Origin of the sequence: Mycolicibacter sinensis (assembly GCF_001667945.1) — a bacterium.
GTDB lineage: Bacteria > Actinomycetota > Actinomycetes > Mycobacteriales > Mycobacteriaceae > Mycobacterium > Mycobacterium sinense_B.
Genome location: NZ_LZJK01000057.1, coordinates 32897 through 53612, shown reverse-complemented (window position 1 = coordinate 53612; position 20716 = coordinate 32897). Strand labels below are relative to the sequence as shown.

Sequence of the window (20716 nt, the reverse complement as noted above, 5' to 3'; positions counted from 1 at the left end):
GACCATGACTTCTCATGCATTGCGTGTCGGGGTGGTGGCGCTGCTGGCCGCCGACCAGTGGCCGGGTACCGAACCTGGCCAACTCGTCCGTATGGTGCGAACCGTCGAGGATCTCGGCTTCGACTCGCTGTGGGCCAACGACTCGTTGATTGGCCCCCGTATCGAAGCACTGACATTCCTTGCGGCCGCCGCTTCGGTGGCTGAGCGGCTAACACTGGGCACCGCCGCGCTTCTTCCCGCATTACGCAGACCTGTGCAAGCCGCGCAAACGCTGGCCTCCCTCGATCGATTGGCGCAGGGTCGACTCGTCGTCGCCGTCGGTGCCGGCTTTCCGGGGCTATCGGAGACCGAATACGCGGTGTCGGAAGTATCCTGGCGACGCCGCTCCCGGCGGCTCGATGAGACCGTTGCGCTCTGGCGGCAGCTCTGGGCCGGAGCGGGCCCGAGCACGTTTCGCGGCGAAACGCTGAGTCTTAGTGACATCCCCTCTGGCATAACGCCGTTCAATTCGGGCGGGCCGCCGGTCTGGCTTGCCGGCGACACTGCGCGCGCCCGTGCCCGCGCGGGGTCGACCTATGACGGTTGGCTGCCCTACCCGCCGACACCATCGCGTTTCGCGACCGGTCTCGGTGAGGTTCACGCCGCAGCCGCGCTGGCTGGGCGAGCGACTGACGCCGTCACCCCGGCGCTCTTTGTGACGGTCCTGGTGACGGACTCGCCAGATGGCGGCCGATCCGAACTTGATCGATTCACCACCGCTACGTATGGATTTCCGCTGGCGGCCGTCGAAAGTATCCAGGCCTTCGCCGCCGGGTCCGCTGAGGCGGTTGCGGCCAAGCTGGCGACCTACATCGAGGCCGGAGCGCGTCACTTAGTCTGCCGTATCGGAGTGCTCACGCAGGACGCGTTCCAGGTGCAGCTGAGGCGGCTGCGAGATGTGCAGGAACGCTTGGAGGAGTCGTCCTGTGCTCACCCGTGAGCGCACGACGGCCGGCTTGCTCCGCGAGTACCAGAGCTTCGCGGATCTGCTGGCCACGCTCGATACATCGATGTGGACTTGTGCCAGCCGCTGCACCGGTTGGCAGGTGCGCGACGTCGCCGCCCATGTGGTGGGTCAGGCGCTCGACACCGTCACGGGCGCAAGCGGGACGCGCAACGCCGATAAGCAGGCGGCGTCGCTGCGCGCCCAACCGCCCACCGGCCTTGCCGCCCAGATGCGGAAGATCGGCGAGGCGATGGCCGAGCTGGTGGCCGCCTTCGACGACCACATCTGGGCCCGGCCCAGCCCCTTACCGCGTTTCACTATTGGTGAGGCGATACATGCGCTCTTGATGGACGCCTACGTGCACGCCGACGACATCCGCAACGCCATCAAGGCGCCATCGGATTTGGGCGAGGGGCTTTATGACAGCCTGGATTTCGTCCTTGGCGCCCTACGCCGCGACCCGATCGCTGCGGCCGACTCGGGCTTGGCCCGCCTGCTTGCGATACCGGCCGCGGCATTCCCGGAGGAAAGCGGAATCGACGCCCACGAATTCCTTCTCGCTGCTACCGGGCGCCACGACCCACGCACCCTGGGACTTCGCGAGACAGTCAACATCTTTCGGGTGTGACCGGTGACGGTGCCGGCAACTCCGTAGCCGAGATAATCGGGCACGGGGCGATGCGTTCCCAGCCTACGCGACATCCGCCGGCGCTTGCCGCATGGCCTTCCGGCTGCCGGGTCGCCCGATGACTGAGCCCCGCGCGCCGGCGGCGTTCCGTGCGGCGCATCGCAGGGAAGTTGGTTAGCCTGAGTCGGTGATCGTGGAGCTCAACGGGAGCCAACGGGGAGGGTGGCTCTATGCCGACGGCACCCCTTATGCGCAGCGATCGCTTCCTCCCAATCTAGCGATCAGAGAATTCTCTCGGTTCGAGCTCGCCAGTGGCAGCGAGCTTCCCCTCGGATGGCATATCGAGTCGTTCGTCGCGGCTCCATGGTTCGGCCAGCCTGGCGGTGGTACTGCGTATCGGCTGCTCGATCAGAACAACCACACCGGCCCCTTGTTACGGCTCATCGATGCCGGGCTCGCGAGACCGACGCGTGCCGAGATCGCGTCGCTCCCCCTACCCCCGGACCACATCGCAGTTCCCAGGGTCGATCTGCGTGCCTACCCCGAGCCGTACCGCCCTGTCGCCCAGGCGTGGTTTCAGTGGCGGATTATCGCGACCGAGGGCAGGCACCCGTTTTTCGACGCCGAACGATTTCCTTGGCTGCCTGCGGACTTTGGGCCTTTGTTGACGGCCAGCGAGAGACTGTGGGGTGAGGAGCACCCGTCAGTCACCGATGGCATGCTCACCTTCAGTCTGGGCGGTATTGAGTTCGGGTTATTTCTCAACTCCGACGACAGATGGGTTGTACAGCAACGTGATCGCAATACCTGGCGCCAGAATTGGGGGTTCCTCCTACTCGACGACGCTCAGAAGTTCCTGTTGTTCCTGATCGCAGAGGAAGCCAGAGCCTTGCGCGGACTACCGAACATCGGCACCAGCTGGTACCGCGACAAGCCGGCTCGCGGAATCGAATTCGTTCGATACCAGCAGGACTCGCGCGCAGGGGCGGTGTTCGTACGGACTGCGGGGTCCATGAGTGAGTACTTGGCGTGGATGGACGAGTGGGATGCCACCCGGTTCGCACCCGCTTTCGGGTACAGCTACGACGAACTGCACACGGTTCTCAGCCAAGATATTCCACCCGCGTGGTTCGTCGAACTCGAGTGAGCCGCTGCATGAAGACTGCCCCCGCCCGCATGACACGAGTTGAGACGTACGGCCAGGGCATGACACCGTCACGCCCCGTGAGGCACTAAAGAGCAACGTGCGCGACATCGCGTTCAATCTTGTCGAGCACGCCTTCTCCGCGACGATCCCGGCGTAATAGCCGACGCGATTGCGCCATCTCGCCGCTGGGCCGAGGACGCCAAGTGCCGTACCCGCACGTGTTGGTAGCACTTTATGTGCTACAGTCCGGGGCGTGAACGTTATTGGGGTCCGCGAGTTACGACAGAACGCGAGTAAGTACCTGGCCCGGGTCGACGCGGGTGAGGAGCTGTCGGTAACGATGCGGGGCCGGTTGGTAGCGCGGCTGGTTCCGGTCACCGCCACTGACCGCACCCGAGACAGCCTCATCGCCAGCGGTTCCATGAAGCCGGCCCGCCGGCGCGGCGGTCTCGCTTCGATCGAGACCGAGGGCCTGCCACGGCGGGACTTGAGTGCGGTCCTGACCGAGTTGCGCGAGGACCGATGATCTACATGGACACCTCCGCGCTGGTGAAGCTGATCGTGCGGGAGCCCGAGTCGGCCGATCTTCGGCGGTGGCTGGTCAACGCCCAGGACCGCGACCATGTCACCAGTGCGGTGGGGCGCGTGGAGTTGATGGGAACCGCGCTCCGGAGCGGGGACACCGAGATCGTCGCCACCGCGCGGCGCATCCTGGACGAGGATCTCGACATCCTTGCCGTCACCGACGAGGTGGTCGAGATGGCCCAAACGATCGGACCGGAGACGCTGCGCTCTCTGGACGCCATCCATCTCGCGTCCGCTGCCCAGCTGGGTGATGCGCTCACTGCTGTCGTGACCTACGACCACCGACTGATCGAGGGCTGCCGCGAGCTCGACTACCCGGTCGAAAGTCCTGGAGCAGTCCGGTGAGGCTACAGCCATCGGAGACCGACGTTTAGGCGCGGCCTCGAACGGAGCCCGGGCAGGCGCGCTCGAACGAAGCCGGGCATTTCACGCGGCTATCCTGGCTGCCGCCACGGACATCGGCCTTGCTTTGTAATCAATTCCATTTCTACTCATTCCTATTGGCGCCCGCTCGCGTCACGACTGCTAGCGGGGCCGGTGCGAGCTACATGGGTGCGGGCGCGCGACACGTTCGTGAGACACATGACAAGGACGTGACACGGCCGCGGAGAATATGACACGCAGCGTGAGACCCTACAAAACTGGCAGTCCCTAGTGCGCCATATTCGTAAACCGCGACAAGTGCAGTTGATGCGCCACCGTTACGGTCTTCGTCGGCCCATTGCGGTGCTTGGCCAAAATCAGGTCGGCCTCTCCCCCGCGGGGGTCGTCGCGCTCGAAGGCGTCAGGGCGGTGCAAAAGTATAACCATGTCCGCGTCTTGCTCCAAACTTCCACTTTCGCGAAGATCTGCCAGCATTGGCTTCTTGTCGGTGCGCTGCTCGGGGCCACGGTTGAGCTGGCTAAGGGCGATCACCGGCAGCTCCAGCTCCTTAGCCAAAAGCTTGAGATGCCTTGAGAATTCAGAGACCTCGATCTGCCGCGACTCCACCTTTTTGCCGGAGGTCATCAGCTGCAGGTAGTCGACGACCACCAGGCGCAGGTCGGCCTTCTGCTTGAGCCGGCGGGCCTTGGCGCGGATCTCCATCATGGTCAGGTTCGGCGAATCGTCGATATACAGTGGCGCTTCGCTGATTTCGCTCATCCGCCGCGCCAGCCGGGTCCAGTCGTCGTCGGTCATCCGGCCCGAGCGCATGTCGCCCAGCTTGATCTTTGCCTCGGCCGAGAGCAGCCGCATGACGATCTCGGACTTGCCCATTTCCAGCGAGAAGATGACGCTGGGCAGGCGGTGTTTGATCGAGCACGACCGCATAAAATCCAGTGCCAGAGTCGATTTGCCCATACCCGGCCTCGCCGCGATGATCACCATCTGCCCCGGGTGCAGCCCGTTGGTCACCTCGTCGAGGTCGGTGAAGCCCGTCGGCACGCCGCGTGCGATCCCGCCGTGCGAGGCGATCGCGTCGATCTCGTCCATGGTGGGCTGCAAAAGGTCTTCGAGCGGGACGAAGTCCTCGGACAGGCGCCGGTCGGCGACGTCGTAGATCTCGGCCTGGGCCCGATCGACGATCTCGGCCACATCGGCGCCCTCGGCGCCGGCGTAGCCGTACTGCACCACGCGGGTGCCGGCCTCCACCAGCCGGCGCAGCAGCGCCTTCTCGGCGACGATGCCGGCGTAGTAGCCGGCGTTGGCCGCCGTCGGCACCGTCGAGATCAGCGTGTGCAGATACGGAGCCCCACCCACCCGGCGCAGCAGGCCGCGGCGGTCGAGTTCGGCGGCCACCGTCACCGGGTCGGCCGGCTCGCCGCGCCCGTAGAGATCCAGAATCGCGTCGTAGATGTTCTGGTGCACCGGCCGGTAGAAGTCGCCGGGCCGCAGCCGCTCCAGCACGTCGGCGATGGCGTCCTTGCTCAGCAGCATGCCCCCGAGCACCGACTGTTCGGCGGCGACATCTTGGGGCGGCTGGCGGCCGACATCCTCGCGGGGCGGCTCCTCGAGCTCAGAGTGCCCACGATCGTCGACCACTGCCATACGCCCCACCTCCTCCGCGGCACGTTCGAACGTCTATTCGACGCTGATGCCGCGACCATAATCGCGGGCACCGACACCCCCGTCGCTTCGTGCCGGGTTGACGGTAGGCGTTGCTGGCGGACGCACCAAACGCGCTTGTTCACAAAGCTGTGGATGAAGTGTGCACACCGGTCCTCCACTTGTTTGGGACGGTGGGGAAGACCTGTGGATTGTTCCCTTCCGTTCCGCTATCTCCGCAGGTAAGCGCACCACACCGAGGCGTTCGAGCTGTGGAGGACAATCTCTTCGGCGTGTCGTTTCAGGTTGCCATCTTGGGCGTGTTGCCTTGCGAGCAGGTGGACGGCGCTCCACGACCCGGTAAATAGCACCAGGACTATGCACGTGCCCAAAAGTTAGCCAGAGTTAACCGACGTTAACCGGATCCGAGCACAGCAAAGCCCCGGCGGAGCCGACCAGGGCCCGCCGGGGCTGTGCGAGTAAGCGCTTAGTTCGCCGCGGTGACGTCGAGCGTGACGTCGACGTCGACGTCGGGGTGCAGGTGCACCGACACCGGGTGGCTGCCGACGGCCTTGATGTGGGCCTTGGGCAACCGGACGATCCGCCGGTCGAGGTTGGGCCCGCCGGCCTTCTTGATCGCCGCGACCACGTCGGCGGCGGTCACCGAACCGAACAGCTTGCCCGAGTCGGCGGCGGTCTTCATCGGCAGGGAAACGGTGCCCAGCGCCTGCAGAGCCTCCTTGAGCTCCTTGGCGTGGTCGAGGTCGCGCACCTGCTTGGTCTCGCGGGCCCGGCGGATGTCGTCGGCCTGCTTCTGCGCGCCGCGCGAGGCGACGATCGCCAGCCCCCGCGGGAGCAGGTAGTTGCGGCCGTATCCGTCCTTGACCTCGACGGTGTCTCCGGCCGCCCCGAGGTGATCCACCTCAGCGGTCAAAATCAGCTTCATCGTTTCGTACTTTCTCGGCTGGACTGATCGGCTAGCGCGCCGACGAGGTGAAGGGCAGCAACGCGACCTCGCGGGCGTTCTTCACCGCGAGCGCGATGTCGCGCTGGTGCTGAACGCAGTTGCCGGTCACACGGCGGGCGCGGATCTTGCCCCGCTCAGAAATGTAGGTGCGCAGCAGCGAGGTGTCCTTGTAGTCGATCACCTGCTTCTTGTTGGAGCAGAATGCGCACTTGCGGGTCTTGATCGGCTTTTCGGGAGCCGGCCGCCGCTTGTTGGATTTCGCCATCTATCTATCTCTTTCGTGCTGTGGTTCGTTGGTCTAAAAGGGCGGTTCGTCGTCGGCGCCGCCGAACGAGCCGGACGCCGGAGCACTGCCCCACGGGTCTTCGGCGGGCGCGCCGCCGGACGGGCCCGCCGAGGCCGGCATGCCGCCGCCCCCGCCGAAACCGCCTCCGCCGCCGCCGCGGCTGACCTTGTTGATCTTGGCGGTGGCGTACCGCAACGAGGGGCCGATCTCGTCGACCTCCACCTCGTAGACGGTGCGCTTCTCGCCCTCGCGGGTTTCGAAGGACCGCTGCCGCAGCCGCCCGGTGACGATCACCCGCGATCCGCGGGTGAGGCTCTCGGCGACGTTCTCCGCGGCCTCACGCCAGATATTGCACCGCAGGAACAGCGCGTCGCCGTCCTTCCACTCACCGCTCTGCCGGTCGTAGACCCGCGGGGTGGACGCCACCGTGAAGTTGGCGACCGCCGCCCCCGACGGGGTGAACCGCAGATCCGGGTCCGCGGTCAGGTTTCCGACGACGGTAATCGTGGTGTCACCAATAGCCACGGGGCCCTCCTAGGGTCGGTGTCGACGCTGCATGTGTCAGCTGAGCCTACGCAACGGCGGCGACAGCCTGCTACGACTTGTCGGTCCGCATCACCTTGGTGCGCAGCACTGCCTCGTTCAGGCTGAGCTGACGGTCAAGCTCGGACACCGTGGCCGGGGCGGCCTTGACGTCGATGACCGCGTAGATGCCCTCGGCATGCTTGGCGATCTCGTAGGCCAGCCGGCGCTTGCCCCAGATGTCGACCTTCTCGACCGTTCCGCCGTCCTTGCGGATGACGTTCAGGAACGTCTCCAGGGACGGGGCGACGGTGCGCTCGTCGAGGGTGGGGTCAAGGATGACCATGATTTCGTATGGACGCATGGGAACCTCATCACCTCCTATGGTCGTAGTGCGGCCGTGGATCTGACCACGGCAGGAGGGTCGCCTGCGTCGGCAACCCGGCTAGGTTACCGGAGGCAGACCGCCGGTGCGAAATCGGTCGGACCTGCCCCCCGATTAGGCTCACCGCCATGGTGAGACTCCGTCATGGCCGCGCTGTCCCGTCACGCCACCGCCGATCATGCGTCGTGGGGGCGATTGCCGCTGCGGCACTGGGCGCGTTTCCGGCTCCGGCGGTCGCCGACGACAACTGGGTGCAGCCCGGCCAGGTCATGACGCTGATCCCGTCCGACGACGAGGTCAGCGGCTACGCCGGGATGCCCATGTCCAGCACGGGTCCGGTGAGCATGGTGCCGGCGCCGCCGGAGCGGCTCCGCCAGCGAGATGACTGTCGGGCCTTCTACGAGGTGGGCACCACCGAGCTGGTGGGGAGCAACTATGCATCGCACCGATGGCAGCGGTGGGAGAACCGCTCCCAGGACGCAGCCGCGGTCGTCGCGGTGACGACCTTTCCGTCGGTGGCGGAGGCGGACGCGGCGTTCACCAACACCTACAACCGGCCCGCGATCGACCGCTGCCGCAATGCACGGCTGGCTGGGGCCGATGTCGATCCGGGCGTCACCATGGACCTGGTGCACATCGAATCCAACCCGGACGCGAGAGTGATCTCCTGGCTGCTCTCGGCTCGCCACAACGGCGCGAATATGGGATTCACCTCTGCGTTCCTCGTCGCCGTCGGCGCCAACTTCATGATCGAGGTGATGACCAGCCAGTGGGGCAACGCCGCGGTGACGATGGATCGGCTCAGCCAGCACGTCTTGGACCGGGTGCACTGACCCCGGCCGCGGGTCAGACGGCCGGGATCCAGACCATCAGCCGCTCGGCGAGTCGGGCCGCCTCCTCAGCCCCGCCGCCGTCGCGCCGGCACAGCGAGGTGTACAGCAGCACATTGCTTTTGACGTCGGCCTCATAGGCGCAACTCCAGTCGACCGGCTTACCGTCGACCAGCTGCACGCGACTCCACTGCGCGCGGGTGCCCTCGACGGTGGTGACGTGGAACTGCCAGCTGAGGTTGGCGGCGGTGTCCCGTGGGTTGTGCACCGCAACCCCGTCGCACTTGCGCAGCTCGGCGGGGAACGCCGCGGCGAACGCGGCGCGGGCCTTGTCCGGGTCGGGGTAGGACGCCACGCCCTGACCGACGACGGTGTCGGCGTTGTCTTCCCGGTCCTTCTGCTGGGCGCCCTTGTAGGCCGTCCACTCGAAGCCGAAGGCGGGCATGGCCGGGCCGAGCAGCACCGCGCACTCGGCGTGCTCGCCCAGATCCACCGGTGGGGCGGGCTGGTCGTAGCGCTTCTCGAAACCCAATGGTGACCCGACGATGGGGCCGGAGACGTCGGGCGGCAACAGCAGCGTGCGCAACCGATCCGGCAGCACCAGCGGTGGCGGAACCGGGGTCATCGAGGAACGGGCGGCGGGCTCCCCGGTGGGGGCCACCGCCTCGGACGTCTGGGCTTTGGTGGTCTCCCCCGGGGCCGGCAGCCGGACGGCCTGCGCGGGTTCGTCGGCCGGGTCACCGTTGTGCGAACACCCCAGCAGCGCCATCGCCGACAGAGCCGCCGCACCCATCCCTGCAAAAACCCGCTTCATCAGGCCACTCCTGGACGATTCGTCGTTCACCTAATCAGCCACCGATCCGGTCTGAGATCAGATCCGCCATCTGTTGTGCGGTTGCCACCGGGTTACCGAACTGGCATGCCCCAGCGCGCTGCATCACGTTGCGCTGCACGCGGATCCGCGTTGAGCAGCGCCATCCGGTCATCTGTTGGTGACGGATTTCCGACAGCGTCACGGACAATGCGGAGCCGGTCACCGTGAGCGAATCGACACGCCACGTCGTCTGCTCATCGTTCTCGGCGGGCAGCGTCGCCGTTTTGCAGCGCGCCTGCAGACCGGGGTTGATGCTGCGCTGAAACACCCGGGACGCGGTTCGGGTGTCCTCGTAGGTTGCGGCACCCTGCCACGCGAAGAAGTTCACCTCGTCGCTGTCCTGATGTGCGACCTGCCGGTAGGCGGTGAAGTCACTGGTCCACAGATCCTGGTCGGAGACCGTCAAGACCTTGCAGTCGTTGCGATCCCGCAGCGTGACCACAGCACCGGGCCTTTTCCAGCTGCCGGTCGGCTGCATCGGCAGCCCGACGATGTTGCTGATCGTGTCGTCGGAGAGCAGCAGGGCACCGAGGCGCCCGGGCGGCAGCCCGTCAGGGGGCGACGCGGCGGTGGTCTTGGCGGCCGAAGACACATCGGCCATCATCGCTTCGACGGGGACTCCTGCCGTGGTCGTGCTACAGCCGGCCGTCGCCAGCAAGACCAGCGAAGAGCACGCCGCGACACGAACTGCACGGTTCATCGGATATCCCATATCTCTCGGTAGCAGCGCCGGGTCAGATCGTCATGATCGTAGCGGCTACTCGACGGCGGAGGGCTGTTCTGCCATCGGGTTCATGCGGCGGTCCCGGCTTCAGCTCCCCGCCGTCGAGCCGCGCTGAACCGCCGGGCATCGGGCACCCGGTCGAACACCCCGCCGGCGGGGTCGTCGACGCCGCGCTCGCGCACCAGATCCAGCTGCGGGCGATAGATCTGCCGAATCACCAAGGCGCACAAGCCCAACACCGCCAGATCACGCACCAACACCGTGGTGGTGAACCACTGCTCGGGCAGACTGCGATCCGGGACGCTATAGAGGTAGTACATCCGCGGCACCCACACCAGCGCGTCGACGGTCATCCAGGCCAGCAGCAACCGGCGGTGCGGCAAGGCCAGCACGGCCAGCGGGACCAGCCACAGCGAAAACTGCGGACTCCACACCTTGTTGGTCAGCAGGAAGGCGGCGACTACCAGAAAGGCCAGCTGGGCCAGCCGTGGCCGCCGCGGCGCGGTCAACGCAATGTAGCCGATGCCGACGCAGCACAGCCCGAACAACACCATGACCACGATGTTGAGCACCGTCGGGGGTTCCCACAACCCCAGTTCGCCGTCGAACCCGCGCCAGCCGGTCAACGACTTCACCACGTTGTACAGCGAATCCATGTCGTCGCCGCGGCGGGAGTTCAGCCGGAAGAATTCACTCCAGCCGCGCGGGGCGAACACCAGCACCGGCAGGTTCACCACCGCCCAGGCCAACGCCGCCGCCACCGCCGTGCGCCTGACCTCACGCAGCCGCCCGGTCCTCAGCCCCAGCACCAGCAGCGGGAACAGCAGCAGCACCGGATACAGCTTGGCCGCGGTGCCCACCCCGAGCAGCACCCCGGCCGCCATCGGCCGCCGTCGCGCCCAGGCCAGCAGCCCGCACCCGGCGAACGCGGTGGCCAGCGCGTCGAAGTTGGTGAAGATCTGGAAGATGACCAGCGGTGAGGCGGCCACCAGCGCCGCATCCCACACCCGCCGCCCGGCCAGCCCGGCGGTGGACCACACCGTCGCCAGCCAGGCCAGGGCCAATCCCAGCGCGACGACGTCGAAGAACACCACCACTTCGGCAACCCCGCTGAGCGCCGGGATCTTCACCACTTTGCTGATCGCCGTGTAGGTCTTGGCCAGCGCCATCGCCGAGTACTGGTAGAGCCCGGTCACCACCGGATACTCCATGTAGCGCTTCGCGGGCTGCCCGTCGTAGCGGATCTGCTCCTTGCCCGAGGAGTCCTTCTCCACCCAGCTGGACTTGTAGGGGAACTTGCCCTGGTTCAACAGCTCGGCGGTGTAGAGCGGTACGACGTCGGAGTAACACAACTGGAAGTAGGCGCGTTCGTTGTTCCAGTTGGCCACCCGCTGATCGGGTCCGCCGCTGCCGATGCTCTGCAGGCATGGCGACTTGGTCGTCCAGCCCAACGCCAGGAACAGCACGGCGATCAGGAACATCACCCGCAGCGGCGTCATGAACCGACTGCGCCCGATCAGCGCGTGCCGGCCCACCGGCCCGCCGATGGTGTTGGACAGGGCGTGCACGATTGCGTCGGTGCGGCTGGGCAGGTCGCGGTCGTCGGCGCTGCGCAGATCAGCGGCCAACGGCTGCGGCGAGCAGACCGTGCGTTCCGTCACGGCAGAGCCTCCGGTGGCGGTGGCGGTGGCGGGAACATCTCCGGCAGCGGGAAGGGCGGCGGCGGAGGAAGTTCCGCCGGCTCGTCCGGTGGCGGTGGCGCATACCAGATCGGCGGCGGGGGCGGCGGCGCCGCGGGCACCCCGGCGAAGCCTCCGATCGCGGCGGGCTTGGGGAAGCCCCGGATGGGGGTGCCCGACAGCGCACCGTCCATGCTGGCCTTCCAGATCTGCGCCGGCAGGCCCGCGCCGTACACCGGCCCGCCCCACTTGTTCGTCAGCGGCTCATCTCCCTTGTCGGTGCCGACCCAGACCGCGGTCGACAGAGTCGGTGTGTAGCCGACCATCCAGGCGTCCCGGTTGGCACCGGTGTTACCGAGCTGGGTGGTGCCGGTCTTGGCGGCAGCGGGCCGCCCGCCGGCCAGCTCGTGCCCACCCGCCCAACCCGGGATCGCCTTCATGGCGTCGGTGACATTGTCGGCCACCGCCGTGGGGATGCGCTGCTCGCCGGTGTCCCGGGCGGTGACTGTGACGTCGAACAGTACCCGGCCGTCCGGCCCGGTGACCTTCTGGATGAAATGCGGCCGGTGATAGACGCCCGAGTCGGCCAGGGTGGCGTAGGCCGAGGCCATGTCGATCACCCTGGTCTGGTACTGGCCGAGCACGATGCCCGCCGCCGGCGGCCCGCCGCGGCCGTCCTCGGACAGCGTGTAGGGCACACCTGGGAAGCTCTCGGCGATGCCGGCGGCGTGGGCAGCATCGGCGACGTCTTGCGGGCCGTGCTCGAGCTTGAGCATCAACCGGTAGTAGGCGGTGTTCAAGGAGCGCTTGAGCGCCTCGGCGATGGTGCAGACCCCGCAGCTGGCGCCGCCCACGTTGGTGATCGTGGTCCCGCCGACCGTCAACGGTGCGCTATCGACTCGGTAGCCCAGGCCGAGGCCTTGCTCCAACGCGGCGACCAGCGCGAACACCTTGAACGACGACCCGGTCTGCAGCCCGGCCTGGGCGAAGTCGAAACCTGCCGGATCGGCTCCGCCGTAGTATGCCCGGACCGCGCCGCTGGTCGGGTCGATGGCGACCACCGCGGCGCGCAGCGCCGATTTCTGCCCGGCCATGACCGCGCCCACCGCCTTCTCCACCGCCCGTTGCGCTTTCATGTCGATGGTGGTGGTGATCCGCAGCCCCTGCATGTTCAGCGTCTGCTCGTCGATGCCGAACATATCGAGCAACTCGGCGATGACCTGACGCTGAATCAGCCCGCTGGGCCCGGACGCCTGGTCGGCGTTGCGCGCCTGGTCCGGTGGGATGGTGGCCGGGAACCGCTGCCGGGCCCGCTCGGCGAACGTCAACGCACCAGTCGTCACCATCCCGTCAAGCACCCAGTTCCACCGGTTGACAGCGCGTTCGGCGTTGATCGCGGGATCCAGGGCCGACGGCCGCTGGATCAGCGCCGCCAGCAGAGCACCCTCGGCGACGGTGAGGTCCTCGACGGGTTTGCCGAAATAAGCCCGTGCCGCCGCGGCGATCCCGTAGGCGGTGCGGCCGAAGTAGATGATGTTGAGGTAGGCCTCCAGCACCTCGTCCTTGGGCCACGCCTGCGACATCTTGGTGGCGACGACGAGCTCTTTGCCCTTGCGGACCACGCCGGCGACACCGGCGCGCTCGGAGCCGACCAGCGCGTTCTTCACGTACTGCTGGGTGATGGTCGAACCGCCCTGGGTGTCGCCGCCGAGCAGGTTGTTCTTGACCGCCCGGAACAGTCCCGGGAACGAGTAGCCGGAGTTGGTGTAGAAGTCGCGGTCCTCGGCGGCCAGCACCGCATCGCGCACATGGACCGGCACCTGGTTGATCATGACGTCGATCCGGTTGCCTTCCGGCGGAACGATTCTCGCCAGCTCGGTACCGTCGGCGGCGAGGATCGTCGATACCTGATCGGTGTGGATGTCGCCGGGGTCGGGAATCTCGACGGTGCGGTAGGCCATCCCGAAGGTCACCATCGGGGCCACCAGCACCGTCGCAGTGACGGCATAGAGGCCCCGCCGGATCCAACGCCAGTTGCCTCGCCGGCGGTCCACGGTTCCCCGGGAAACCCTTGCCGAACACGGCTTTTCGGGCAGCGGCCGCTCCAGGGCCGCGACGACCAGCTCGATGGGGTCGCGCAGATCCGGTTCGTCGGCGATGGTGCTGTCGAGACCCGGCGCCGCCGGGCCCCCGTTCTTCACCGCAGGTGCGCGCAGCGGCCGGAAGTCACCCCGGTCAACGGCGAAGCGCCTGGAAGCCCGTCCTCCCGCATGCGTCGCTGCAGTCGCATGCTCACCAGCGTACGTCTGCGGCGGCCGGCGTCGCGCTGAATCCAGACGCCGAAAGGCGCTGGCTAGGGCGCTGGAACCGCCGGTTCGGCCGGCGCGGGCGCGGACTGCTCGGGTCCCCCCGGAGACTGTGGTTCCTGGGCCGTGGAGGGCGCCGGTGGTACGGCCGAGATCGTGGTGGGCGGACCGATCGGGATGGTGATGCCCGGCGCGATCTCGATCGTCGGCTGGATGACTGTCTCCGAGGGTTCGGTCGGCGGCGCGGACTCCGGCGCCAGCGGCGGTGGCGCAGCGGCCGGCACGCCCGCGTAGCCGCCGATCTCGGTGGGCGTCGGGAAGGATTCGTTGGAGGTGCCGCGCAAGGCGCCGTCCATGGTGGCCTTCCAGATGTCGGCTGGAATGCCCGCGCCGTACACCGGCCCGCCCCACTGATTCACCAGTGGCTCATCGCCGCCGGTGGTGCCGACCCACACCGCGGTCGACAGCGACGGCGTGTAGCCGACCATCCAGCCGTCCCGGTTGGCCCCGGTGTCACCGAGCTGAGTGGTGCCGGTCTTGGCCGCCGACGGCCGGCCCCCGGCCAGGTTGTGCCCGCGCGACCAGCCGGCGATGGGCTGCATGGCCGCGGTGACGTTGTCGGCGACCGCCTTGGGGATGCGCTGCTCGCCGGTGTCTTCCGAGGTCTGCGCGTCGAACAGCACCTGGCCCTCGGCGTTGACCACCTTCGCGACGAAATGCGGCGGGTGGTAGACCCCCGAGTCGGCCAGCGTGGCGTACGCCGAGGCCATGTCGATCACCCTGGTCTGGTACTGGCCCAGAACGACGCCGCCTTCGGGCGGGCCGCCGTCTTGGGAAAGGGTGTGGGGCACACCGGGGAAACTCTTGGCGACGCCGGCGGCGTGCGCCGCGTCGGCGACGTCCTGCGCCCCGTTCTTGAGCTTGAGCATCAACCGGTAGTAGGCGGTGTTCAGGGAGCGTTTGAGGGCCTCGGCGATGTTGCAGACTCCGCAGCTCTCGCCCTCGGAATTGGTGATCTTGGTTCGGCCATTGTCGAGGGTCAGCGGCGAGCTGTCGATCTGATACCCCAGGCCGATGCCCTGTTCCAGCGCGGCCACCAGCGCGAACACCTTGAACGACGACCCGGTCTGCAGGCCGGCCTGGGCGAAGTCGAAGCCGTTGGCGTCCGAGCCCCCGTAGTAGGCGCGCACCGCGCCGTCGCGCGGGTCGATGGAGACCACCGCCGAGCGCATGTTGGGGATCTGGTCTTTGAGGTAGGTCTCCACCGCGTCCTCGGCGGCCTTCTGCGCCTGCGGGTCGATGGTGGTGGTGATCTGCAGGCCCTGGGTGTTCAGGGTCTGCTCGTCGATATTGAACAGCTCCAGCAGTTCCTTGGTGACCTGGCGCTGGATCAGCCCGTTGGGCCCGGTGGTGATGTTCTGGGAGCGGGCCAGCTCGGGCGACACCGTGTCCGGGAACTGTTGGGCGGCACGCTCACCGGCCGTCAACGCTCCGGTCTCCACCATGCCGTCGAGCACCCAGTTCCACCGATCGAGCGCACCTTCGGGGTCGACGGCCGGATCCAGGGTGGACGGACGCTGGATCAGCGCGGCCAGCAGCGCGCCCTCGGCGACGTCGAGCTGTTCGACGGGCTTGTCGAAATAGGCCTTGGAGGCCGCGGCGATCCCGTAGGCGCCGCGGCCGAAGTAGATGATGTTCAGGTAGGCCTGCAGCACATCGTCCTTGCGCCACGCGCTGGACATCTTGGTGGCGATCACGAGTTCTTTTGCCTTGCGGACCAACCCGCCCAGACCGGCGCGCTGCGATCCGACCAGCGCGTTCTTGACGTACTGCTGGGTGATCGTCGAACCGCCCTGGGTGTCACCGCCGAAGAGGTTGTTCTTGATCGCGCGGGCGAACCCGGACACCGAGAAGCCGGGGTTGGAGTAGAAGTCGCGGTCCTCGGCGGCCAGCACCGCGTTGCGCACGTGCACCGGCACCTGGTTGATGTCGATGTCGACCCGGTTGCCTTCCGGCGGAACGATTTTGGCCAGCTCGGAGCCGTCGTTGGCCAGGATCGTCGACACCTGGTTGGTTCGGATATCCCCCGGCGAGGGCACGTCGGTGATGGAGTAGGCCATCGCGAAGGTGATGATCGGCAGCAGCAGCATCACCGCGACGGCGATGTAGAGCCCGCGCCGGATCCACTGCCAGTTCGGTGGGTGCCGGCGCAGCCAGTCCCGCAGGTCGGGTGCAGCGGGCCGCTCCGTCTGCTCGGACCGCGTGGTTCGCCGCGGCAGCACCGGGGCCGGTTCCTCCGGCGGTGGCCGCCGGGAACTGCGTCCGCTCAACGCCTGCTCGCGTTGCCGCGGCGCACCGTCGAGAGCCGCCTTGACGGCGTCGATCGGGTCGCGCAGGTCGGCGGTGACGGCGTCGTCGACGGCCGGGATGATCGTGGTCTGCCGGTCATCGGGCGCCGCCGGCGCGCGGCGAGCCCCGACGTCGGAAGACCCGGCCGAGGAAGCCTCCGGCCGGTCGTCGCGGTGTTTACTCACTGGCGGTACGGGCTCCGCTGCGTGCCGTCCGCCGACCCCGGGACCCCTTCGGCGGGCGCGCGAGGCCCAGCACATATGACTTCACCAGATGATTCCAGCTGCAGGTCCGGCACACCTCGACCACGTGCACCGAGAACTCCGGGTAACGGGTGGCCAGCAGGACCAGTTCCTCGGCGGAACGCGCCGAACCCGACACCGGCCCCAGGTCGTCGCCGTAAACCCACGAGACCAGGGTGAGCTGCTCCTTGCGGCAGATGGGGCAGACCACCGCACTGGGCTTGCCGTGGAACTTGGCCGCCCGAAGCAGATACGGGTTGGCGTCGCACACCTCGGACACCCCGGTACGCCCGGAGTAGACCTCGGCCAGCAGGGAACGGCGCCGAAGCGCGTAGTCCACCACCTGTCGCTGCAATCGCACGGTGACCAGAGTACGTCGGGTCCGCGCGGGCGGGTGTGACGAACGCCCCTATCCCGCACCGACCGGCGGATTCGCCGGCCCTCGTTGGCCTCGGGCTTCTAGCATCATCGCCGTGGCAACGCGGCAGACGCCCGGAACCCGGGCCAAGGACAGTGACCGAGATGACACCTGCCGGATCCTCGATGCCGCTCTGGCCGACGGCCAGTTGTCGTCCGAGGAACACCGGGAACGGATCAGCGCGGCCACCCGCGCGGTCACCCTCGGCGAGCTGCGCGACCTGATCACCGATCTGCAGACCGCCAGCGCGCCGGTGCAGCTGCCGGTCCTGGCCAAGCCGTTGAAACTGCCTAGTCGCGGTATCGCCGCGGGGGCGTTGGTCGCCGCCGGCCTGCTCGGGATCGGGATCGGCTGGGGCGTCTACGGCAACACGAGTTCCCCGCTGGATTTCACCAGCGACCCCGGAGCCAAACCGGATGGCGTCACCCCGGTGGTGCTGACCGCGCCCCGGCAGCTGCATTCGCTGGGCGGGTTGAGCGGCCTGCTGGAGCAGGCACGCCAGAAGTTCGGTGACACCGTGGGATACCGGCTGGTCATCTACCCCGAATACGCGTCGCTGACCCGGCCCGATCCCGCCGAGGCCCGCCGCGAACTGAACTACACCTATCGCGGTGGCTGGGACGACCCGTCCAGCTCGGCCAAGAGCAGCGATGCCGTCGCGGTCGACCTGAGCGGGTTCGACCCCAAAGCCGCGGTCGGAATCCTGCGCGGAGCCCCCGAAACGCTGGGGATCAAGCCCTCCGACGTCAAATCCACCTATCTGATCGTCGAGCCGGCCCGGGATCCGACCACACCGGGCGCGGTATCGCTGTCGGTCTACGTCTCCAGTGACTACGGCAGCGGCTACATCGCCTTCGCCGGCGATGGCACCGTCAAGCGCATCAATTACCCGTCCTGACCGGCCGACTACGGCGGGCGGTGTAGTTCGGCGAGCACGAAATCCGGCTGGCAACCTCGCCCCGGTGAACGTTGGGCGAACGCTAGGCCACTTGGGTTCGGTTATATCGGCGCGATACTATGGCCCGAACCGTCGAACGGTCGTAGCTAACTCATCAAAACGGGAGGTGAATCGGTGCTTGAGCTTGCCATACTCGGCTTGCTGCTCGAGTCGCCGATGCACGGCTACGAGTTGCGGAAGCGGTTGACCGGTCTGCTGGGCGCGTTCCGGGCGTTCTCCTACGGCTCGCTGTATCCGGCGCTGCGGCGCATGCAGACGGCCGGGTTAATCGCCGAGGACGCTGCACCGGCCGGGACCCCGGTGCGCCGGGCCCGGCGGGTGTACCGGCTGACCGACGCCGGCCGTCAGCGCTTCAACGAGCTGGTGGCCGACACCGGACCGCAGAACTACACCGACGACGGCTTCGGGGTTCACCTGGCCTTCTTCAACCGCACCCCCGCCGAGGCGCGGATGCGGATCCTCGAAGGCCGCCGCCGCCAGGTGGAAGAACGCCGCGAGGGCCTGCGCAACGCCGTGACGCGGGCCAGCAACTCGTTGGACCGCTACACCCGCCAACTGCACCAGCTCGGGCTGGAATCCAGTGAGCGGGAGGTCAAATGGCTCAACGAGCTGATCGCGGCCGAACGCGTCTCGCAGGGCCGAGCCGAATCCTCTTGAGCCTGCACGGCGCGGGTCTCAGGACAACACAAACAAGCACGTCAGCAGTGACAGCAGAAAAAGGAGAACGTCGGAAATGACTGAGCAAACGACGGATGTGCGGGTCGCCATTGTCGGCGTCGGTAACTGCGCCTCCTCGCTGGTCCAGGGCGTCCAGTACTACCAGAATGCCGACGACAGCTCGACGGTGCCCGGCCTGATGCACGTGCGATTCGGTCCCTATCACGTCCGCGACGTGAAGTTCGTCGCTGCGTTCGACGTGGACGCCAAGAAGGTCGGCTTCGACCTGTCCGAAGCCATCTTCGCCTCAGAGAACAACACCATCAAGATCGCCGACGTGCCGCCGACCAACGTGGTGGTGCAGCGTGGCCCGACCCTGGACGGTATCGGCAAGTACTACGCCGACACCATCGAGATCTCCGACGCCGACGCCGTCGACGTGGTCGCGGTGCTCAAGGAGGCCAAGGTCGACGTGCTGGTCTCCTACCTGCCAGTGGGCTCGGATGAGGCCGACAAGTTCTATGCCCAGTGCGCCATCGACGCCGGGGTGGCCTTCGTCAACGCGCTGCCGGTGTTCATCGCCTCGGACCCGGTCTGGGCCAAGAAGTTCACCGACGCCGGCGTGCCGATCGTCGGCGACGACATCAAGAGCCAGGTCGGCGCCACCATCACCCACCGGGTGATGGCCAAGCTGTTCGAGGACCGCGGCGTCACCCTAGACCGCACCTACCAGCTCAACGTCGGCGGCAACATGGACTTCAAGAACATGCTCGAGCGCGAGCGGCTGGAGTCGAAGAAGGTGTCCAAGACCCAGGCCGTCACCTCCAACCTGACCGGCTCGCTGGCCGGCAAGGTCGAGGACAAGAACGTGCACATCGGGCCGAGCGACCACGTGGCCTGGCTCGATGACCGCAAGTGGGCCTACGTGCGGCTGGAGGGCCGGGCCTTCGGTGACGCGCCGCTGAACCTGGAGTACAAGCTCGAGGTGTGGGACTCGCCGAACTCGGCCGGCATCATCATCGACGCGGTGCGCGCCGCCAAGATCGCCAAGGACCGCGGCATCGGCGGGCCGATCATCCCCGCCTCGGCATACCTGATGAAGAGCCCGCCCAAGCAGCTGCCCGACGACGTTGCCCGGGCCGAGCTCGAGCAGTTCATTGTCGGCTAGGCGTTGACTCTGCGCTGAGGGCCCGGTCTACTCGCACTTTTCCGCCGTGGACGCTGAGTCAACGCCCAAGATGACTGACGACGAGCTGGCCGGGCTGGGCGAGTTCGCGCTGCTGGCCGGCAACGCCGAACAGGCCGGCGTGACCGGTCCGTTGCCCGCCGTACAGCGCATTCAAACCGCAGACGTCAGCGCGCTGAGCTGGGGGACCGCGCCGCCGCGGGTGGTGTTCCTGCACGGTGGCGCGCAGAACGCCCACACCTGGGACACCGTCGTCCTGGGCCTCGGGCTTCCCGCGCTGGCGGTGGATCTGCCCGGTCACGGCCGTTCCGCCTGGCGCGACGACGGCGACTACTCCCCGCAGCGCAACGCCACTGCCCTGGCGCCGGTGCTGCGCGCGCTGGCGCCGTCCGCGGAGTTGGTGGTCGGAATGTCGCTGGGCGGGCTGACCGCGATCCGGCTGGCGGCCACCGCGCCGGAGCTGGTTCGCCGCTTGGTGCTCGTCGACGTGACTCCCTCGGCGCTGCAACGGCATTCGCAGATGAGCGCCGCCGACCGCGGCACCGTGGCGTTGGCCCAGGGCGATCGGACGTTCGATGATTTCGGCTCGATGCTGGCCGCGACCACGCTGGCCGCACCCCACCGCGACCCGGAATCGCTGCGCCGCGGGCTGTTCCACAACAGCCGGCGGCTGCCCGATGGCCGCTGGACCTGGCGGTACGACAACATCCGCAGCGTCGGAGATTTCAGCGAACTCTGGACCGACGTCTCGGCGATCACCGCACCGACCACCTTGATCCGCGGTGGTGACTCGGCGTTCGTGTCCGCCGAAGACATCGCCGAGTACGCCCGGCGCTCGCCGGGCCTGACCACCCACGTGGTGGCCGGCGCCGGCCATTCGGTGCAAAGCGATCAGCCCCGGGCCCTGGTCGAGTTGCTGCGTGCAGCACTCACCTGATAGCGGCCGATTCCGGGGATAGGGTG

General features: G+C 67.6%; 21 protein-coding genes. 10 read left to right on the top strand and 11 right to left on the bottom strand.

Features of this window, described 5'->3' with window-relative positions:
• Positions 1 to 4: 4 nt before the first annotated feature.
• The 5 genes from A5694_RS07515 (at position 5) to A5694_RS07495 (ending at position 3690) form a co-directional block, all read left to right on the top strand.
• Complete coding sequence (locus A5694_RS07515) at positions 5 to 979, top strand: LLM class flavin-dependent oxidoreductase (protein ID WP_064921210.1); 975 nt, start codon at positions 5 to 7, stop codon at positions 977 to 979.
• Positions 966 to 1613, top strand: coding sequence for a maleylpyruvate isomerase family mycothiol-dependent enzyme (locus A5694_RS07510; protein ID WP_064921209.1), 648 nt, complete (start codon positions 966 to 968; stop codon positions 1611 to 1613). The genes A5694_RS07515 and A5694_RS07510 overlap by 14 nt, the downstream gene beginning before the upstream one ends.
• A 187-nt stretch (positions 1614 to 1800) precedes the next feature.
• On the top strand, positions 1801 to 2760 hold the full coding sequence (locus tag A5694_RS07505; protein WP_064921208.1) for a TNT domain-containing protein: 960 nt from the start codon (positions 1801 to 1803) through the stop codon (positions 2758 to 2760).
• A gap of 253 nt (positions 2761 to 3013) precedes the next feature.
• Positions 3014 to 3286 carry a type II toxin-antitoxin system Phd/YefM family antitoxin gene (locus A5694_RS07500; protein WP_064921207.1) on the top strand — a complete coding sequence of 91 codons (273 nt, stop codon included), beginning with the start codon at positions 3014 to 3016 and terminating at the stop codon, positions 3284 to 3286.
• Positions 3283 to 3690, top strand: a complete 408-nt coding sequence (locus A5694_RS07495) for a type II toxin-antitoxin system VapC family toxin (protein ID WP_064921206.1) — start codon at positions 3283 to 3285, stop codon at positions 3688 to 3690. Before A5694_RS07500 ends, A5694_RS07495 begins: the two co-directional genes overlap by 4 nt.
• Positions 3691 to 3996: 306 nt before the next feature.
• Here A5694_RS07495 and dnaB read toward each other — a convergent pair whose 3' ends face one another.
• The 5 genes from dnaB to rpsF all read right to left on the bottom strand — a co-directional run bounded on the left by dnaB (position 3997) and on the right by rpsF (position 7509).
• The gene (dnaB, locus tag A5694_RS07490; RefSeq protein ID WP_064921205.1) at positions 3997 to 5373 is read right to left on the bottom strand and encodes a replicative DNA helicase; all 1377 of its coding nucleotides are present in this window, start codon (positions 5371 to 5373) and stop codon (positions 3997 to 3999) included.
• 484 nt (positions 5374 to 5857) lie between these two features.
• Positions 5858 to 6316 carry a 50S ribosomal protein L9 gene (rplI, locus tag A5694_RS07485; RefSeq protein ID WP_064921204.1) on the bottom strand — a complete coding sequence of 153 codons (459 nt, stop codon included), beginning with the start codon at positions 6314 to 6316 and terminating at the stop codon, positions 5858 to 5860.
• Positions 6317 to 6347: 31 nt separating this feature from the next.
• Entirely contained in the window at positions 6348 to 6602 is a 255-nt protein-coding gene (rpsR, locus tag A5694_RS07480; RefSeq protein ID WP_019736050.1) for a 30S ribosomal protein S18, read from the bottom strand.
• A 33-nt stretch (positions 6603 to 6635) separates the two neighbouring features.
• Entirely contained in the window at positions 6636 to 7148 is a 513-nt protein-coding gene (locus tag A5694_RS07475; protein ID WP_185746628.1) for a single-stranded DNA-binding protein, read from the bottom strand.
• Positions 7149 to 7218: 70 nt separating this feature from the next.
• A complete protein-coding gene (gene rpsF / locus A5694_RS07470) occupies positions 7219 to 7509 on the bottom strand; it encodes a 30S ribosomal protein S6 (protein WP_064921203.1) in 291 nt (96 codons plus the stop codon).
• 206 nt (positions 7510 to 7715) lie between these two features.
• Between rpsF and A5694_RS07465 the strand changes: the two genes are divergently transcribed.
• Positions 7716 to 8363, top strand: a complete 648-nt coding sequence (locus tag A5694_RS07465; protein ID WP_064921202.1) for a sensor domain-containing protein — start codon at positions 7716 to 7718, stop codon at positions 8361 to 8363.
• A gap of 13 nt (positions 8364 to 8376) precedes the next feature.
• Here A5694_RS07465 and A5694_RS07460 read toward each other — a convergent pair whose 3' ends face one another.
• The 6 genes from A5694_RS07460 to A5694_RS07435 all read right to left on the bottom strand — a co-directional run bounded on the left by A5694_RS07460 (position 8377) and on the right by A5694_RS07435 (position 16895).
• Positions 8377 to 9174: a sensor domain-containing protein gene (locus A5694_RS07460; protein WP_125225100.1), complete on the bottom strand. Its 798-nt coding sequence runs from the start codon at positions 9172 to 9174 to the stop codon at positions 8377 to 8379.
• A gap of 34 nt (positions 9175 to 9208) precedes the next feature.
• Entirely contained in the window at positions 9209 to 9826 is a 618-nt protein-coding gene (locus A5694_RS07455) for a sensor domain-containing protein (RefSeq protein ID WP_165605193.1), read from the bottom strand.
• Positions 9827 to 10026: 200 nt separating this feature from the next.
• The gene (locus tag A5694_RS07450; protein WP_064921199.1) at positions 10027 to 11619 is read right to left on the bottom strand and encodes a glycosyltransferase family 87 protein; all 1593 of its coding nucleotides are present in this window, start codon (positions 11617 to 11619) and stop codon (positions 10027 to 10029) included.
• A complete protein-coding gene (locus A5694_RS07445) occupies positions 11616 to 13838 on the bottom strand; it encodes a transglycosylase domain-containing protein (protein WP_275080501.1) in 2223 nt (740 codons plus the stop codon). The genes A5694_RS07450 and A5694_RS07445 overlap by 4 nt, the downstream gene beginning before the upstream one ends.
• A gap of 152 nt (positions 13839 to 13990) precedes the next feature.
• Entirely contained in the window at positions 13991 to 16552 is a 2562-nt protein-coding gene (locus tag A5694_RS07440) for a transglycosylase domain-containing protein (protein WP_428844261.1), read from the bottom strand.
• Complete coding sequence (locus A5694_RS07435; protein WP_064921198.1) at positions 16470 to 16895, bottom strand: DUF5318 domain-containing protein; 426 nt, start codon at positions 16893 to 16895, stop codon at positions 16470 to 16472. The genes A5694_RS07440 and A5694_RS07435 overlap by 83 nt, the downstream gene beginning before the upstream one ends.
• 103 nt (positions 16896 to 16998) lie before the next feature.
• On the opposite strand from A5694_RS07435, the gene A5694_RS07430 reads away from it, so the two are divergent.
• The 4 genes from A5694_RS07430 (at position 16999) to A5694_RS07415 (ending at position 20690) form a co-directional block, all read left to right on the top strand.
• Positions 16999 to 17850 carry a DUF1707 SHOCT-like domain-containing protein gene (locus A5694_RS07430; RefSeq protein ID WP_428844262.1) on the top strand — a complete coding sequence of 284 codons (852 nt, stop codon included), beginning with the start codon at positions 16999 to 17001 and terminating at the stop codon, positions 17848 to 17850.
• 174 nt (positions 17851 to 18024) lie between these two features.
• A complete protein-coding gene (locus tag A5694_RS07425; protein ID WP_064921196.1) occupies positions 18025 to 18567 on the top strand; it encodes a PadR family transcriptional regulator in 543 nt (180 codons plus the stop codon).
• Positions 18568 to 18643: 76 nt separating this feature from the next.
• Positions 18644 to 19735, top strand: coding sequence for an inositol-3-phosphate synthase (locus A5694_RS07420; RefSeq protein WP_064921195.1), 1092 nt, complete (start codon positions 18644 to 18646; stop codon positions 19733 to 19735).
• 70 nt (positions 19736 to 19805) lie between these two features.
• Positions 19806 to 20690: an alpha/beta fold hydrolase gene (locus A5694_RS07415; RefSeq protein WP_064921194.1), complete on the top strand. Its 885-nt coding sequence runs from the start codon at positions 19806 to 19808 to the stop codon at positions 20688 to 20690.
• The last annotated feature ends 26 nt before the right edge of the window (positions 20691 to 20716 follow it).

Coding starts and splice junctions, on each gene's coding strand:
- A5694_RS07515 (WP_064921210.1), top strand. CDS start 5: ATGACTTCTCATGCATTGCGTGTCGGGGTGGTGGCGCTGCTGGCCGCC.
- A5694_RS07495 (WP_064921206.1), top strand. CDS start 3,283: ATGATCTACATGGACACCTCCGCGCTGGTGAAGCTGATCGTGCGGGAG.
- dnaB (WP_064921205.1), bottom strand. CDS start 5,373: ATGGCAGTGGTCGACGATCGTGGGCACTCTGAGCTCGAGGAGCCGCCC.
- rplI (WP_064921204.1), bottom strand. CDS start 6,316: ATGAAGCTGATTTTGACCGCTGAGGTGGATCACCTCGGGGCGGCCGGA.
- rpsR (WP_019736050.1), bottom strand. CDS start 6,602: ATGGCGAAATCCAACAAGCGGCGGCCGGCTCCCGAAAAGCCGATCAAG.
- rpsF (WP_064921203.1), bottom strand. CDS start 7,509: ATGCGTCCATACGAAATCATGGTCATCCTTGACCCCACCCTCGACGAG.
- A5694_RS07460 (WP_125225100.1), bottom strand. CDS start 9,174: ATGAAGCGGGTTTTTGCAGGGATGGGTGCGGCGGCTCTGTCGGCGATG.
- A5694_RS07440 (WP_428844261.1), bottom strand. CDS start 16,552: ATGTGCTGGGCCTCGCGCGCCCGCCGAAGGGGTCCCGGGGTCGGCGGA.
- A5694_RS07420 (WP_064921195.1), top strand. CDS start 18,644: ATGACTGAGCAAACGACGGATGTGCGGGTCGCCATTGTCGGCGTCGGT.
- A5694_RS07415 (WP_064921194.1), top strand. CDS start 19,806: ATGACTGACGACGAGCTGGCCGGGCTGGGCGAGTTCGCGCTGCTGGCC.